The sequence below is a fragment of the Nocardiopsis sp. TSRI0078 genome (assembly GCF_001905145.1).
Taxonomy (GTDB): Bacteria; Actinomycetota; Actinomycetes; order Streptosporangiales; family Streptosporangiaceae; genus Nocardiopsis.
In genome coordinates this window covers 265,029-279,309 of sequence record NZ_LWLB01000012.1, presented here as the reverse complement: position 1 = coordinate 279,309, position 14,281 = coordinate 265,029, and the positions used below count along the sequence as shown (strand labels likewise).

Sequence of the window (14,281 nt, the reverse complement as noted above, 5' to 3'; positions counted from 1 at the left end):
GGCGCGCCTTCCGGCCACGGCGCAGGCACCGCGCGCGTGAGCGGGGCCGCGTCCCGGTCCGGGACGCGGCCCCGCGGCGCCCGCTCCGTCCGCGTGCTAGGCGCCGCGGCGGCAGGTGAGGAACACCTGGACCTCGGGCCGGGCGCCCTCGGGCTCGTAGGAGACGACGCGCTCGTCCTCCACGACCAGCCCGGCACCCTCCACCACCCGGCGCAGCTCCTCGCGCGGGTAGCCCGACACCCGGATGTCGGAGCCCAGGAACGGGATCGCGGTGTCGTCCAGGTCGGCCTCCACCATGGACAGGCACAGCAGCCCGCCCGGCGCCAGTGAGGCGCGGATACGGCTCAGCGCCTCGGGGATGCGCGCCTTGGGCAGGCACAGCAGGGAGAAGAACGCCACGATGGCGTCGTAGGAGGCCTCCGCCGGCTCCAGGTCGAGGATGTCGGCCTGGACGAACGTCGCCTCCGGCACGTTCCGGCGGGCGATCTCGATCATCCGTCCGGAGATCTCGTAGCCGGTGACCCGAGCTCCGGCGGCCACCAGCTGTCTGGTCGTGGGCACGCCCGTACCCGACCCCAGGTCGAGTACGTGGGCGCCGGGCGGTAGGAGGTCCAGCAGTCGCCGTACCCGGTCCTCCTGCCCCTCCTTCCTGGGGAACGCCTCGTCGTAGCGTTCCCCGATCGCGTCGAAGGCGGCGGCCTGTCGGGCCGAGCGCTCAGCCCACGCCTGCGGGTCCGGAGCCTGTTCGAGGGGGTCGGGGGCGGTGTCCTCACTGGGCACGGTGTCATCTCTCCCTGCCGTGTCGTACGCGCCTGTCCGGGGGCGGCGGCTGTTGGTGTGAGAGGTTACCCAGGTACACGGGGACACACATAGGCGAACACCCCGATACCGACTGCCGGAAGTCCCCGGAGCCTGCCCGGCCCCGGGAGCCGGCGCCGTCAGCCCAGCAGCAGCGCGACCGAGAGCAGCACGCCGAAGGCCATCTGCAGCTTCCCGGTCTCTCCCAGGCCCAGCACCAGGTCGCGGCCGACCTGGCCGCCCAGCACGCGCCGCAGCGGCGGCACCGCGAGCGGCACCGACAGGAGCACCAGCGGCGTCCACCAGGACACCGGGGTCAGCGCCAGTGCCGCCGCGTAGGCGACCACGACCGCGCCCGCGTACAGGCGGCGGGTGCCGCTGTCGCCCAGCCGCACGGCCAGGGTGATCTTGCCGGTCCCGCGGTCGGTCGGGATGTCGCGCAGGTTGTTGATCACCAGTACCGAGCAGGACAGCAGCCCCACCGGCACCGACGCCACCCACGCCTGCCACGGCGCCGAGCCCAGCTGCACGAACACCGTGCCCACCACGGCCACCACGCCGAAGAACACGAACACCGAGACCTCGCCCAGGCCCCGGTACCCGTACGGGGCGCGGCCGCCGGTGTAGTACCAGGCCGCCGCGATCGCCAGGGCGCCCACCAGCAGCAGCCACCACGAGGAGGCCGCCACCAGGACCAGACCGACCACACCGGCGAAGGCGAAGCTGCCCAGGGCAGCGGCCAGCACCTGCCTCGGCGCGGCCAGGCCGGTCGCGGTCAACCGGACCGGCCCCGTCCGCTCCTCGGTGTCGGTGCCCTTCACCCCGTCGCTGTAGTCGTTGGCGAAGTTCACGCCGACCTGCAGCGCCATGGACACCACCAGGGCCAGCAGCGCCTTCCACCAGACGAATCCGTCCAGGGCGAAGGCCAGGGCCGTGCCGACCGCCACCGGCACGACGGAGTTCGGAAGCGTACGGGGGCGCAGCCCCGAGACCCATTCACTGACCGTGGCCACGCGCCGGTCCCTCCCCGCTCGACGACGGCGCGTACCATCCGGTGCGCGCCGGGACAACCACCCCAAGGTAGTCCCTGCCCAGGGCGGCCCCCAACCCGCGTCCACCCGTACCGGCCCGGACACCGGGACGGGAGGGCCCGCTCAGCGGGAGATCGCCGCGTGCAGGCGCACCATCGGGAGCATCCTGCCCATGTCGATCTCGCGGCGGGCGCCGTCCGGGCGCCACCCGGAGGCCTCGAAGAACGCGCGGAGCGCGTTGTCGGCCTCGGGCACCCACACGTGCACGGTGTCGAAGCCGTCGTCCACCAGGTGGTCCACGCACGCGTTCACCAGGCGGCTGCCGTGTCCCTGGCGCGCCCGTGGGGGGTCCACGTGCAGGGCGAACACCTCCGCGTCCGTGGCGGGCCACAGGTCCGGGTCCCCGGCCGGGCCGAACGCCGCGAACCCGGTCACCGTCCGCACCCCGCCGACCTCGTCGGTGGACACCACCAGCCTGTGCCTGGAGGTCGGCGGGGACTGCAGGGCCGCGGTCCACTGCTCACGGAACCGCGCACGGGCCTCCTCGCCGCCCAGGGCCCCGGCCACGTCCTCGGGCAGCAGTGCCCCGTACACCGCCCGCCAGGAGGCCACCTGGACGTCGACGACGGTGTCCACGTCGGAGGCGCGGGCGGGACGGACGAACTGGGCACTGGACACGGCGGGGTCTCCTTCGAGGGGGCGTGCGACACGCCTGAAGGCAAGGTCACCTACGCCGGAGTTTCGGGACCTTGCCACGGCATGGGAACATCTACGTTGTGAGCCTCATTATCAGAGTTATCGTGAACGCGCTCGCCCTTTGGGCGGCGGTCTTCCTGATCGACGGGATCGATGTCACGGCGCAGGACACGGTCGGCCAGATCCTGGTCTACCTCGCCGTCGGCGCGATCTTCGGCGTGGTCAACGCGGTCATCAAACCGATCGTCAAAGCGGTCGGGTGCCTGTTCTACGCTCTGACCCTGGGCCTGATCGGCCTGGTGGTGAACGCACTCCTGCTCCTGCTCACGAACTGGATCGCCGGGCTGTTCGACCTGCCCTTCCACATCGAGGGGTTCTGGCCCGCCTTCTGGGGTGCGATCGTCGTCACCATCGTCAGCTGGCTGTTGAGCATGTTCCTCCCCGACCGCGGGGACGACTAGCCTTTCCCACACCCTCCCGTCCGCCCTGAACTGCGTGCGGACCCCGGGCCCGGCCGGATGGCACGGGCCCGGGGCGGGTAGGTTCACAGCTTCGGAGCCATCAACCTCGACCCACGAGGACGGTGGCCCGGCGGGACTCCGATCCCGCGCCCCCAGGGGCACCACAGATCTTCCCCGCAACCGTCGCGTACACGCCGGTCGCGGTGGCGGACACGCAGCGCCGCCCACCCGTGCACGGAAGACACGGGACATCCACAGCTGCCGACGCACACCGAGAGGAGGAGGGGCTACCACGGACCCCACCGCCCGCGGGCGGCGGTCCGCACGCCTTTCACACACGATGGTGGACACAAAGAACCGCCCGTTCGGCAAGATGTTGACCGCGATGGTCACCCCGATGCTCGAAGACGGGGAGCTCGACTACGAGGGCGCGGCCAGACTGGCCACCTACCTCGTCGACGAGCAGCACAACGACGGACTCATCATCAGCGGCACCACCGGCGAGTCGCCCACGACCAGCGACGACGAGAAGGACCGCCTTCTCAGGGCCGTCGTGGAGGCCGTCGGCGACCGCGCCACGGTCGTCGCCGGGGTCGGTACCAACGACACCCGCCACAGCATCAGGCTGGCCCAGGCGGCCGAGAAGGCGGGGGCGCACGGCCTGCTGGCGGTCACCCCGTACTACAACAAGCCGCCGCAGGAAGGCCTCATCCGGCACTTCACGTCGATCGCCGACGCGAGCGCCCTGCCGGTCATGCTCTACGACATCCCGCACCGCACCGGGACGCCGATCGCCTCCGAGACCCTGGTCCGCCTGGCCGAGCACCCGCGCATCGTGGCCAACAAGGACGCCAAGGACAACCTCGGCGCCAGCTCCTGGGTCATGGAGCGCACCGACCTGGCCTTCTACTGCGGCACCGACATCCTCAACCTGCCGCTGCTGTCCGTCGGCGCCGCCGGGTTCGTCAGCGTCGTCGGCCACATCGTCGGCTCCGACCTGCGCGACATGATCGACGCCTTCGAGAAGGGCGAGGTCGGCCAGGCCCTGGCCATCCACCGCCGCCTCACCCCGGTCTACACCGGCATGTTCCGCACCCAGGGCGTCATCACCACCAAGGCCGTCCTCAACCTGTTCGGGCTGCCGTCCGGCCCCGTGCGCACACCGCTCGCCGACGCATCGTCCGAGCTCCAGGCCCTCCTGCGCGAGGACCTGGCCGCCGCGGGCGTCAAGGGCCCCATCGGCCTGGCCCCGCACCAGGCCGTCCCCGCCAGCGCCGTGCGCGTCGAGCGCCTCACGGAGGGATCCGTATGAGTCACCCGCACCCCGAACTGGGCCCGCCGCCGCCCCTGGGCGAGGGCGCCCTGCGCGTCGTCCCCCTGGGCGGCCTCGGCGAGATCGGCCGCAACATGACGGTCTTCGAGTACGGCGGCCGCCTGCTCATCGTGGACTGCGGCGTGCTCTTCCCCGAGGAGGAGCAGCCCGGCGTCGACCTGATCCTGCCGGACTTCGACCACATCCGGGACCGGCTCGACGACGTCGAGGCGGTCGTGCTCACCCACGGGCACGAGGACCACATCGGCGGTGTCCCGTTCCTGCTGCGCGAGCGGCCCGACATCCCGATCATCGGCTCCAAGCTCACCCTGGCGCTGATCACCGCCAAGCTGGGCGAGCACCGCATCAAGCCGGAGACCGTCCTGGTGGAGGAGGGGGAGCGCCACGAGTGCGGCCCCTTCAACCTGGAGTTCTTCGCGGTCAACCACTCCATCCCGGACGCGCTCGCCGTGGGTATCCGCACCCCGGGCGGAACGGTGCTGCACACCGGCGACTTCAAGATGGACCAGCTGCCGCTGGACGGCCGCCTGACCGACCTGGCGGGCTTCGCCCGGTTCGGTGACGAGGGCGTCGACCTGCTGCTGTCGGACTCCACCAACGCCGAGCAGCCCGGCTTCATCATCAACGAGCGCAACCTGACCGAGGCCATCGACAAGGTGTTCCGGCAGGCCGAGAAGCGCATCGTGGTGGCCTGCTTCGCCTCGCACGTGCACCGCGTCCAGCAGGTCATCGACGCCGCCGTCCAGCACGGGCGCAAGATCGCGTTCGTGGGCCGCTCCATGGTCCGCAACATGAACATCGCGCGCGACCTGGGCTACCTCAACGTTCCCGGCGACACCATCATCGACGTCAAGCAGCTCGACCAGGTGCGCCCGGACGAGGTGCTCATGATCTGCACGGGCTCGCAGGGCGAGCCGATGGCCGCGCTCAGCCGGATGGCCAACCGGGACCACCAGATCCGGATCGAGGAGGGCGACACCGTCCTGCTCGCCTCCTCCCTGATCCCCGGCAACGAGAACTCGGTCAACCGGGTGATCAACGGGCTGACCCGCTGGGGCGCCAAGGTCGTGCACAAGGGCAACGCCCTGGTGCACGTGTCCGGGCACGCGCCCGCGGGCGAGCTGCTGTACGTGCTCAACATGGTGCGCCCGCGCAACTTCATGCCGGTGCACGGCGAGTGGCGGCACATGCGCGCCCACGCCGACCTGGCCAGGCTCACGGGCGTTCCCAACGACCGCATCGTCATCGCCGAGGACGGCGTGGTCGTGGACCTGTACAAGAACCGCGCCAAGATCGTCGGCGCGGTGCAGGCCGGTTACGTGTACGTGGACGGCTCCTCGGTCGGCGACGTCACCGACGCCGCGCTCAAGGACCGCCGCATCCTCGGCGAGGAGGGCTTCGTCTCCGTCGTCGTGGCGGTGGACTCCACCACGGGCAAGATCCTGGGCGAGCCCGAGGTCCACACCCGGGGCGCCGGCATCGGAGCCGACGCCTACGACGACGTCGTGGACAGGATCCAGGACGCCCTGGACAAGGCGGCGCGGGACGGGGTCAACGACCCCCACCAGCTGCGGCAGCTCATCCGCCGCAGCACGGGACGCTGGGTCAACGACACCTACCGGCGCCGGCCCATGATCATCCCCGTCCTGGTCGAGGTCTGACCCGGACGGAACACGGTGGGCGGGCGGCCCGGGCGCGTCACGGCGCGCCCGGGCCGCCCGCGTTCCCGGGCCCCGTGCCGCATGGTCCCGGCCGCCGGGCGGAAGGGACGGCCGCGCCGACCCGTTCGGACGACACGCCGCCCCGTTGCGGGCGGACGGCGTGGACACTTCAGTAGGCTGCTCGCCGTGGCGGGCCGTCCTGCCCGTCCGTCCGAACGACCCCGTCCTCCCGGAGGTGACCCCCGATGGCCACGCGCGCCTCCTCCGGAGGCTCCGGACGCAAGAAGCCCGCCGCCCGCAGGCCCGCCGCGAAGAAGCGCATGCCCGACGGGCCGATCGCCTTCGCCGTCACCATGTTCGGACAGTTCCTGCTGGTGCTGTGGAAGCTGGTCGCGCACACCGTCGGCGGCTCCGCCCGCGCGGTCGGCCGCAGTGCCCGGGGCCTGGACCCCGACCTGCGCCGCGACGGAGTCGGACTGGTCCTGCTCGCCGCAGGGGTCCTCATCGCCGCCGCCGTGTGGTGGCGCAGCGAGGGGCTGCTGCTGGAGTACACCCGCATGGTCGTGGCCGGCGGCTTCGGCACGTTCTCCCCGATCCTGCCGCTGCTGTTCCTGCCGATCGCGGTCAAGCTGATGCGGACCCCCGGCAGCGGACGTGAGGGCGACGCGGGACGGCTGTTCATCGGCTTCACCGCGATCACGCTGGGCCTGCTCGGCCTGATCCACATCGCCCGCGGCATCCCGCAGCCCTCCGACGGCCTGGAGGCCCTCCAGGAGGCGGGCGGGCTCATCGGCTTCGTCGCCTCCGGGCCGCTCAGCGCCGTGGTCACCCCCTGGCTGACCGGGATGCTGCTGTTCCTGGTGCTGGTCTTCGGCGTCCTGGTGGTCACCGCCACCCCCATCCGGCGCATCCCCGAACGCCTGCAGACCCTGTTCGCCGTGCTCCTGGAGCGCGACGGCGGGCCCGACTCGGGGCTCGGCGTCCTGGGCGCCGACACGGCGGGGAAGCCCTCCGGACCGCGCAGGCGCAAGCCCGGGAAGAGGGGCGGCGCGACCGTGGCGGGCAACCACGAGCGCCCCTACGACAGTCCGGTGCTGTCCGGCGGGTCCGTGGCCCCCGCGCCCGAGGACGAGGAGGAGGCAGCCCCGCCGGCCCTGGCCGAGGAGACGGGGGCGGGGCCGGCCGAGGAGGCCGCGGCGGGAAGGAAGCCCGCGCGAAAGAAGAAGGTGGAGGTCCCCGAACCCACGCCGGCGCCCGCCACCGCCGAGCAGCTGACCATCCCCTCCCGCGTGGTGGAGGGCGACTACGAGCTGCCCGCCCCGACCATGCTCAAGCCCGGCAGCCCGGTCAAGCCGCGCACCAAGGCCAACGACGAGGTCGTGGCGGCCCTGTCCGGGGTGCTCACCCAGTTCAACATCGACGCCGACGTCACCGGCTTCACCCGCGGCCCGACGGTGACCCGCTACGAGATCGAGCTGGGCCCGGCGGTCAAGGTCGAGAAGGTCACCGCCCTGGCCAAGAACATCTCCCTGGCCGTCAAGAGCGCCGACGTGCGCATCCAGTCGCCCATCCCCGGCAAGTCCGCGATCGGTGTGGAGATCCCCAACACCGACAAGGACATCGTGAGCCTGGGCGACGTGCTGCGGTCACCGGCGGCGACCTCGGACGACCACCCCATGCTGGTGGGCCTGGGCAAGGACGTCGAGGGCTCCAACGTGGTCGCGAACCTGGCCAAGATGCCGCACGTGCTGGTCGCCGGTGCCACCGGTGCCGGTAAGTCCACCTGCATCAACGGGCTGATCACCTCCCTGATGATGCGCGCCACGCCCGACGAGGTGCGGATGATCCTGGTCGACCCCAAGCGGGTCGAGCTGACCATGTACGAGGGTATCCCTCACCTGATCACCCCCATCATCACCAACCCCAAGAAGGCCGCCGAGGCCCTGCAGTGGGTGGTGGGGGAGATGGACCGCCGCTACGACGACCTGGCCGCCTCCGGGTACCGGCACGTGGACGACTTCAACGCCGCCGTGCGCACCGGTGAGCTGACCGCCCCGCCCGGCAGCGAGCGCCAGTACGAGCCCTATCCCTACCTGCTGGTGATCGTGGACGAGCTGGCCGACCTGATGATGGTCGCCCCCCGCGACGTGGAGGACGCCGTCGTGCGCATCACCCAGCTGGCCCGCGCCGCCGGCATCCACCTGGTGCTGGCCACCCAGCGGCCCAGCGTCGACGTCGTCACCGGCCTGATCAAGGCCAACGTGCCCTCCCGCCTGGCCTTCGCCACCTCCAGCCTGTCCGACAGCCGGGTCATCCTCGACCAGCCCGGGGCCGAGAAGCTGGTCGGCAAGGGCGACGCCCTCTTCCTGCCGATGGGTGCGGGCAAGCCCATCCGCCTCCAGAACGCGTGGGTGGCGGAGAAGGAGATCCGGGGGATCGTCGACCACTGCAAGAAGCAGGCCGAGCCCAGCTACCGCGAGGACGTGGCCGCCCCCGAGACCAAGAAGAAGGAGATCGACGAGGACATCGGCGACGACCTCGACCTGCTCCTGCAGGCCGTCGAACTGGTGGTCACCACCCAGTTCGGGTCCACGTCCATGCTCCAGCGCAAGCTGCGCGTCGGCTTCGCCAAGGCGGGCCGCCTGATGGACCTCATGGAGAGCCGCGACGTGGTCGGTCCCAGCGAGGGGTCCAAGGCCCGCGACGTGCTGGTCACCCCCGACGACCTGCCCGCCGTCCTGCAGGACATCCGCGGCTCCTGACCCGCTTTCCGGGGCCGGGCCCCGGGCCGCCGGGGGCCGATGGCCCAGGTGTCACGGACTTTCCCGAACCTCCACTCGCATCCCTTAGCAACTGGCCTGCCCGATTTGGTGTGATCTTGGGGGCTTCATGGGGCGTGGTGACCTGCGTAAACGCCCCTTGAGAAGGCAGAGTAGGTCCCGGTATAAACGCACAGTAGCGGGGGGAGTGCGCATGGCGACGATCGGCCAGACCCTGTCCGCCGCCCGAGTCGCGGCGGGTCACACGGTCGCGGACCTCAGCGCCCGTACACGTATCCGGGAAACCGTCCTGATGGGCATCGAGCAGGAGGACTTCGTCCCCTGCGGCGGGGACTTCTACGCACGCGGACACATCCGCGGCATCTGCCGCGCTCTCGGCCTGGACCCGGCACCGCTCCTGGCCGAGTACGACCGCGAGCACGCCAGCGGTGCCATACCCGCCTTCGTTCCTCCGCAGCGCCACCCGGCGGCCACGCCCGAGGGGATCCGCGCGGCCGCCGCGGCGCGCGCCGCGGCGGCCGCGCGCGAGGACGCGCGGTCCCCGTCGCCGACGCACCGCTTCGGCGACGACGACTCCGGTGTCGGCGCCCAGCGCTGGGGCCACTTCGAACGCGGGCAGATCCTGGGCCGCCGGTCCAAGGGGAAGGAGCACCGCGATGCCGGGGCCGGGCGGGTTCCCGAGCCCCGTGGGACCGGGGAGGCGTACAGCGGCGGGTACCACGTCCCCGACGGGTACCACGACGGCTACCACGACCCCGATGAGGAGTACGTGCACGGAGGGCCCCACGCGCACGACGGCCACCAGCCCCACGACGGTCACCAGGCGCACGGCGGGCCGAGGAACGGGATCCCCGTGTACGGCAGGCCGGCGAACGGCGTGTTCCGGGGCGGCAGGCACGCCGGGGCCGGCAGGGCGCGCGGCCGCAGGCCCACGCCGCGTCCCCTCGGCACGGGACACCGGCGGATCGAGGCGGTCCGGCGCCACTGGCCCTGGGCCATGGTCGCCGCCATCGTCGTCCTGTCCGTCCTCATCGGCGTCCGCACGTGGCAGGACTGGGACGCGGGCAACCCGCTGCGGGCCGCCTTCGACTCCTCCGTCGGCGAGAGCACCGTCGGCTCCGCAGTGGACCCCGGCGGCGCGGCGGAGGCGGGCGAGGCGGCCCCGGCGGAGGCCACCGAGTTCACCGTCGGGCTCAGCGCCTCCTCCCGCAGCTGGATCGAGGTCACGGGGGCCGACGACGAGAGCCTGTACGTCGGCTTCCTGCTGGAGGGCGAGAAGCAGGAGTACGTGGCCGAGGAGAACCTCAACCTGTGGATCGGCGACGCCGGGGCGGTCAGTGTCACCGTCGACGGCGAGGAGCTCGAACCCCTCGGACTGCCGGGGGAGGCCAAGGAGGTCACCATCGGCGCGGACGGACTGGTCCGGTGACGGCACCGCCGTCCGGGGGTGCGAACCCGGGCCGGGGTACGGGCGGGTGGGCCGGTCAGGGTAGTGTGGGGGGCCGCGGGCGGCGCCATGCGACGTCGCGCCCGGACATGGCCCAACCGTCGCCGGTCCGGCCCCCGCACCACTCGAAGCTCTCCCACACGCTTGGAAGCCATGTCATCGCGCCGTACTGTCTCACTCGTCACCCTGGGGTGTGCGCGTAACGAGGTCGACTCCGAAGAGCTGGCCGGGCGCCTGTCGGCCGGCGGCTGGGACCTCGTCGACGGCGACACCAAGGCCGACGTCACCCTCGTCAACACCTGCGGATTCATCGATGCGGCCAAACAGGACTCCATCGAGACCCTCCTGGAGGCCGCTTCGACGGGTGGGAAGGTCGTCGCCGCCGGGTGCATGGCCGAGCGGTACGGTTCCGAGCTCGCCGAGGCCCTCCCCGAGGCACAGGTCATCGGCTTCGACGACTACGCCGCCATCACCGACCGCCTCGACGACGTCGTGGCCGGGCGGTCCCTGGTTCCCCACGACCCCCGCGACCGGCGCACCCTGCTGCCGATCAGCCCGGCCGAGCGCGACGCCTCCCAGGCGCACGTGCCCGGCCACTTCTCCGACTCCGCGGGGGCCGAGGGCACCGAGCTGCCCTACCGCGCCGCCATCCCGCGCCGCCGCCTGACCGGCGGCCCGGTGGCCAACCTCAAGATCGCCTCCGGCTGCGACCGGCGCTGCACCTTCTGCGCGATCCCCACCTTCCGCGGCGCCTACATCTCCCGCCACCCCGACGAGGTCGTCCGCGAGGCCGAGTGGCTGGCCGGCGAGGGCGTCCGCGAGGTGTTCCTGGTCAGCGAGAACTCCACCTCCTACGGCAAGGACCTGGGCGACGTGCGCGCCCTGGAGAAGCTCCTGCCCCGCCTGGCCGCCGTCGAGGGCCTGGAGCGGGTCCGCGTCAGCTACCTCCAGCCCGCCGAGGTCCGCCCCGGGCTGGTGGAGGTCCTCACCGGCACGCCCGGCGTGGTCCCCTACTTCGACCTGTCCTTCCAGCACGCCAGCGGCACCCTCCTGCGCCGTATGCGGCGCTTCGGCGACCGCGAGCGCTTCCTGGAGCTGCTGGGCACGGTCCGCGGCCGCGCCCCCGGCGCCGGAGCCCGCTCCAACTTCATCGTCGGCTTCCCCGGCGAGACCGAGGCCGAGTTCGAGGACCTGGTCTCCTTCCTCGCCGAGGCCCGCCTGGACGCCATCGGCGTGTTCGGCTACTCCGACGAGGACGGCACCGAGGCCGCCGGCCACGAGGGCAAGCTGCCCGACGAGGTCGTCGCCGAGCGCGTGGACCGGCTCAACCGGCTCTCCGAGGAGCTGATGGCCCAGCGCGCCGAGGAGCGGATCGGCTCGCAGGTGACGGTCCTGGTGGAGTCGGTGCTGGAGGACGGCGCCTACGAGGGCCGCGCCGAGCACCAGGCGCCCGAGGTGGACGGCAGCACGATCCTGTACGGCGAGGGCCTCGCCGTCGGCGACCTGGTGCGCGCCACCGTCGTCCAGTCGGCCGGCGCCGACCTCGTCGCGGAGCAGGACGACGCCCAGCCGGAAGCCGCGGACAGATGAGCGACCACGAGCCCGCGGCCACGCCCGCCCCCCGCGTCCCGTTGTGGAACATCGCGAACATCCTCACGATGAGCCGCCTGGTCATGGTGCCGCTCTTCGTGTGGTTCATGTTCCTGGACGGCTCCTGGTGGCGGTTCGCCGCCTTCGCGGTCTTCGTGCTGGCCGCCATCACCGACCGCGTCGACGGCGAGATCGCCCGCCGCCGCAACCTGGTCACCGACTTCGGCAAGATCGCCGACCCCATCGCCGACAAGGCGCTCACCGGCGCCGCGCTGGTGGTGCTCTCCCTGCAGGGCGACCTGTGGTGGTGGGTCACCCTCGCCATCCTGGTCCGCGAGTGGGGCGTCACGGCGCTGCGCTTCGCCGTCCTGCGCTACGTGGTCATGCCCGCCAGCCAGGGCGGCAAGCTCAAGACGGTCCTGCAGATCGTCGCGATCAGCGTCTACCTGTTCCCCCTGCACGTGCTCCCCCTCAGCGGGGTCCTCACCTGGTTCGCCCACGTGGTGATGGGCGCGGCGCTCGCGGTCACGCTGTGGACCGGCCTGACCTACGTGATCGAGGCCGTCCGCGCGGTCCGCGCCCGCAGGGGGCACGCGGGGTGAAGCGGGAGGAGGACCGGGCCCGCCCGGGCCCGGAGCAGCTGGAGTTCCTGCCCGAAGCGCTCACCGCGGCCGGGGCCGCCCACCGGGCCCTGCTGGACCGCGGCGCCACCTGCGCCACCGCCGAGTCGCTGACCGGCGGCCTGATCGGTGCCCACCTGACCGCCGTTCCCGGCGCCTCCGGCTCCTACCGGGGCGGCGTGGTCGCCTACGCCACCGACACCAAGACCGGTGTGCTGGGTGTGCCCGAGGACCTCCTGGCCGAACACGGCGCCGTCCACCCCGGGGTGGCCGAGCACATGGCGATCGGCGTCCGCCGACTGCTGGGGGCCGACTACGGCGTCGCGGTGACCGGCGTGGCCGGCCCCGACGCCCAGGACGGACAGCCCGTCGGCACCGTCCACGTGGCCGTCGCCACGCCGGGTGATCAGACCCGTGTCCACCAGTTCCGTTTCACCGGGGACCGTGCGGGTATCCGATACCGAACGGTCGAGGGGGCACTGTCGCTCCTGGACTCGGTCGTTCGCGGGAGCGCGGAGGGAAGCACCCGGGCCTGAACCTTTCGGTTGGTCCCTCCTCCCCTCGTCCCGGGGAACAAAACCACCCCCGGACGAGGTTCCCCCTCCAGCGAACAGGACGGCAAGAGGTGCCCGAATCGGGCGTGGGGCAGGTACGGTGTTGTATATGAAGGTCGCTACCGGTGGGAGGGAGCGCGAATGATGGTCCTGCTTCGTCACCTACTTGGTGACGTGCTCAGGCGGCTCCGGCAGCGCCAGGGCCGCACCCTCCGCGAGGTGTCGGCCGATGCACGTGTATCCCTCGGCTACCTGTCGGAGGTCGAGCGCGGGCAGAAGGAAGCCTCTTCCGAACTGCTCTCCTCGATCTGCGGGGCGCTCGGCGTCCCGCTCTCCCAGGTACTGAGGGAGGTCTCCGACCAGCTTGCCCTCGCCGAGCTGCAGGAGGCCGCGCTGCTGGGCGACTCGGTCACGACCGACCCCGTCTCCGCCCAGGACCTCGGCATCGACCCGGTACCGGATCGCGTTCCCCAAGTCGCCGACATGGTGGGGGTCTGACCCCGCCTCGGAACTGTCCGTCCATCGCCATCGTGACCATGTGAAGGAGCCGACCTCGCGGTCGGCTCCTTTCGCGTGTCCGGGGTCCCCGCCGCCCGCGATCGGCGGCGGGGGAGGGTCAGCGGTGGGTGTGGTTGACCCAGGCCTCGGGGTCCTCGGCCAGGGTGCGCACCGTCGCGGGCAGCTCGTTGGTCACCAGGTGCTGGAGGTTGACGCCCTCCAGGATGACGCGCTCGCTCGCGCGCAGGGCGATCCACACCTGCTGCAGGCTGCGGGCCGCACCGTCGTAGTCGACGTGTTCGGGCCGCTCCCCGCGCACGTTGGCGAGCGGTCCGTCGACCGCGCGGATGATGTCGGCCAGGGAGATCTCCGCGGCCGGGCGGGCCAGCCAGTAGCCGCCCACGGGGCCGCGCTGGCTGCGCACCAGGCCGGCACGGCGTAGCTGGGTGAGGATGTTCTCGAGGAATTTTCCGGGGATGGCCTGCGCGCGCGCGAGCTGCTCGGCCGTCACCGGCCCCTCCTCGGCGACGGCGAGCTCCGCCGCCGCGCGTAGCGCGTAGTCGACCCGGGCTGAAAGGCGCATGCTGTGATTATGCCGTGGTTAGAAGGGCGAATGGGGCACCGGGCGCCGATCAGGTGTGCCGACGGCCGGAGTGCTTCAGGGTAAGGGTACTTCTCCGACCGGGTTTCGGGGACATCGGTGACGTTTCCGTCCCGGGCCCGCCCGCGCCGACGCGTCCCCCTCCGTCCGTCGGGGACGTGACGGCCGCGGGGCCCGTGCCCGCCCGGGACGGGCCCCGCGGCTCCCGTGC

13 protein-coding genes are annotated in these 14,281 nt (G+C 72.2%); 9 read left to right on the top strand and 4 right to left on the bottom strand.

All coding sequences use genetic code 11. From position 1 onward, the window contains the following. Window positions 1-96: 96 nt before the first annotated feature. The 3 genes from A6A08_RS11615 to A6A08_RS11605 form a co-directional block, all read right to left on the bottom strand. On the bottom strand, window positions 97-780 hold the full coding sequence (locus tag A6A08_RS11615; protein ID WP_073702567.1) for a class I SAM-dependent methyltransferase: 684 nt from the start codon (window positions 778-780) through the stop codon (window positions 97-99). Between the two features lie 158 nt (window positions 781-938). Beyond that, window positions 939-1,811, bottom strand: a complete 873-nt coding sequence (locus A6A08_RS11610; RefSeq protein ID WP_073702566.1) for a 1,4-dihydroxy-2-naphthoate polyprenyltransferase — start codon at window positions 1,809-1,811, stop codon at window positions 939-941. A 141-nt stretch (window positions 1,812-1,952) separates the two neighbouring features. Beyond that, window positions 1,953-2,507, bottom strand: a complete 555-nt coding sequence (locus A6A08_RS11605; protein WP_073702565.1) for an N-acetyltransferase — start codon at window positions 2,505-2,507, stop codon at window positions 1,953-1,955. A gap of 98 nt (window positions 2,508-2,605) precedes the next feature. Between A6A08_RS11605 and A6A08_RS11600 the strand changes: the two genes are divergently transcribed. From A6A08_RS11600 to A6A08_RS11560, 9 genes are all read left to right on the top strand, one after another. Then, on the top strand, window positions 2,606-2,986 hold the full coding sequence (locus A6A08_RS11600) for a phage holin family protein (RefSeq protein ID WP_073702564.1): 381 nt from the start codon (window positions 2,606-2,608) through the stop codon (window positions 2,984-2,986). 340 nt (window positions 2,987-3,326) lie between these two features. Further along, window positions 3,327-4,298, top strand: coding sequence for a 4-hydroxy-tetrahydrodipicolinate synthase (gene dapA, locus A6A08_RS11595; protein WP_073702563.1), 972 nt, complete (start codon window positions 3,327-3,329; stop codon window positions 4,296-4,298). Then, a complete protein-coding gene (locus A6A08_RS11590; protein ID WP_073702562.1) occupies window positions 4,295-5,980 on the top strand; it encodes a ribonuclease J in 1,686 nt (561 codons plus the stop codon). Before dapA ends, A6A08_RS11590 begins: the two co-directional genes overlap by 4 nt. A 245-nt stretch (window positions 5,981-6,225) precedes the next feature. Then, a complete protein-coding gene (locus tag A6A08_RS11585; protein ID WP_073702561.1) occupies window positions 6,226-8,742 on the top strand; it encodes a DNA translocase FtsK in 2,517 nt (838 codons plus the stop codon). 211 nt (window positions 8,743-8,953) lie between these two features. Then, window positions 8,954-10,189 (top strand): helix-turn-helix domain-containing protein, encoded by a 1,236-nt coding sequence (locus A6A08_RS11580; protein ID WP_073702560.1) that lies wholly within the window; start codon window positions 8,954-8,956, stop codon window positions 10,187-10,189. Window positions 10,190-10,360: 171 nt separating this feature from the next. After that, window positions 10,361-11,797, top strand: coding sequence for a 30S ribosomal protein S12 methylthiotransferase RimO (rimO, locus tag A6A08_RS11575; protein WP_073702559.1), 1,437 nt, complete (start codon window positions 10,361-10,363; stop codon window positions 11,795-11,797). After that, window positions 11,794-12,399 carry a CDP-diacylglycerol--glycerol-3-phosphate 3-phosphatidyltransferase gene (pgsA, locus tag A6A08_RS11570; RefSeq protein WP_073702558.1) on the top strand — a complete coding sequence of 202 codons (606 nt, stop codon included), beginning with the start codon at window positions 11,794-11,796 and terminating at the stop codon, window positions 12,397-12,399. Before rimO ends, pgsA begins: the two co-directional genes overlap by 4 nt. Continuing rightward, window positions 12,396-12,953, top strand: a complete 558-nt coding sequence (locus A6A08_RS11565; protein ID WP_073702557.1) for a CinA family protein — start codon at window positions 12,396-12,398, stop codon at window positions 12,951-12,953. Before pgsA ends, A6A08_RS11565 begins: the two co-directional genes overlap by 4 nt. Window positions 12,954-13,112: 159 nt before the next feature. Beyond that, on the top strand, window positions 13,113-13,469 hold the full coding sequence (locus A6A08_RS11560; RefSeq protein WP_073702556.1) for a helix-turn-helix domain-containing protein: 357 nt from the start codon (window positions 13,113-13,115) through the stop codon (window positions 13,467-13,469). Between the two features lie 118 nt (window positions 13,470-13,587). Here A6A08_RS11560 and A6A08_RS11555 read toward each other — a convergent pair whose 3' ends face one another. Next, complete coding sequence (locus A6A08_RS11555; RefSeq protein ID WP_073702555.1) at window positions 13,588-14,052, bottom strand: Rrf2 family transcriptional regulator; 465 nt, start codon at window positions 14,050-14,052, stop codon at window positions 13,588-13,590. Between the last annotated feature and the right edge of the window lie 229 nt (window positions 14,053-14,281).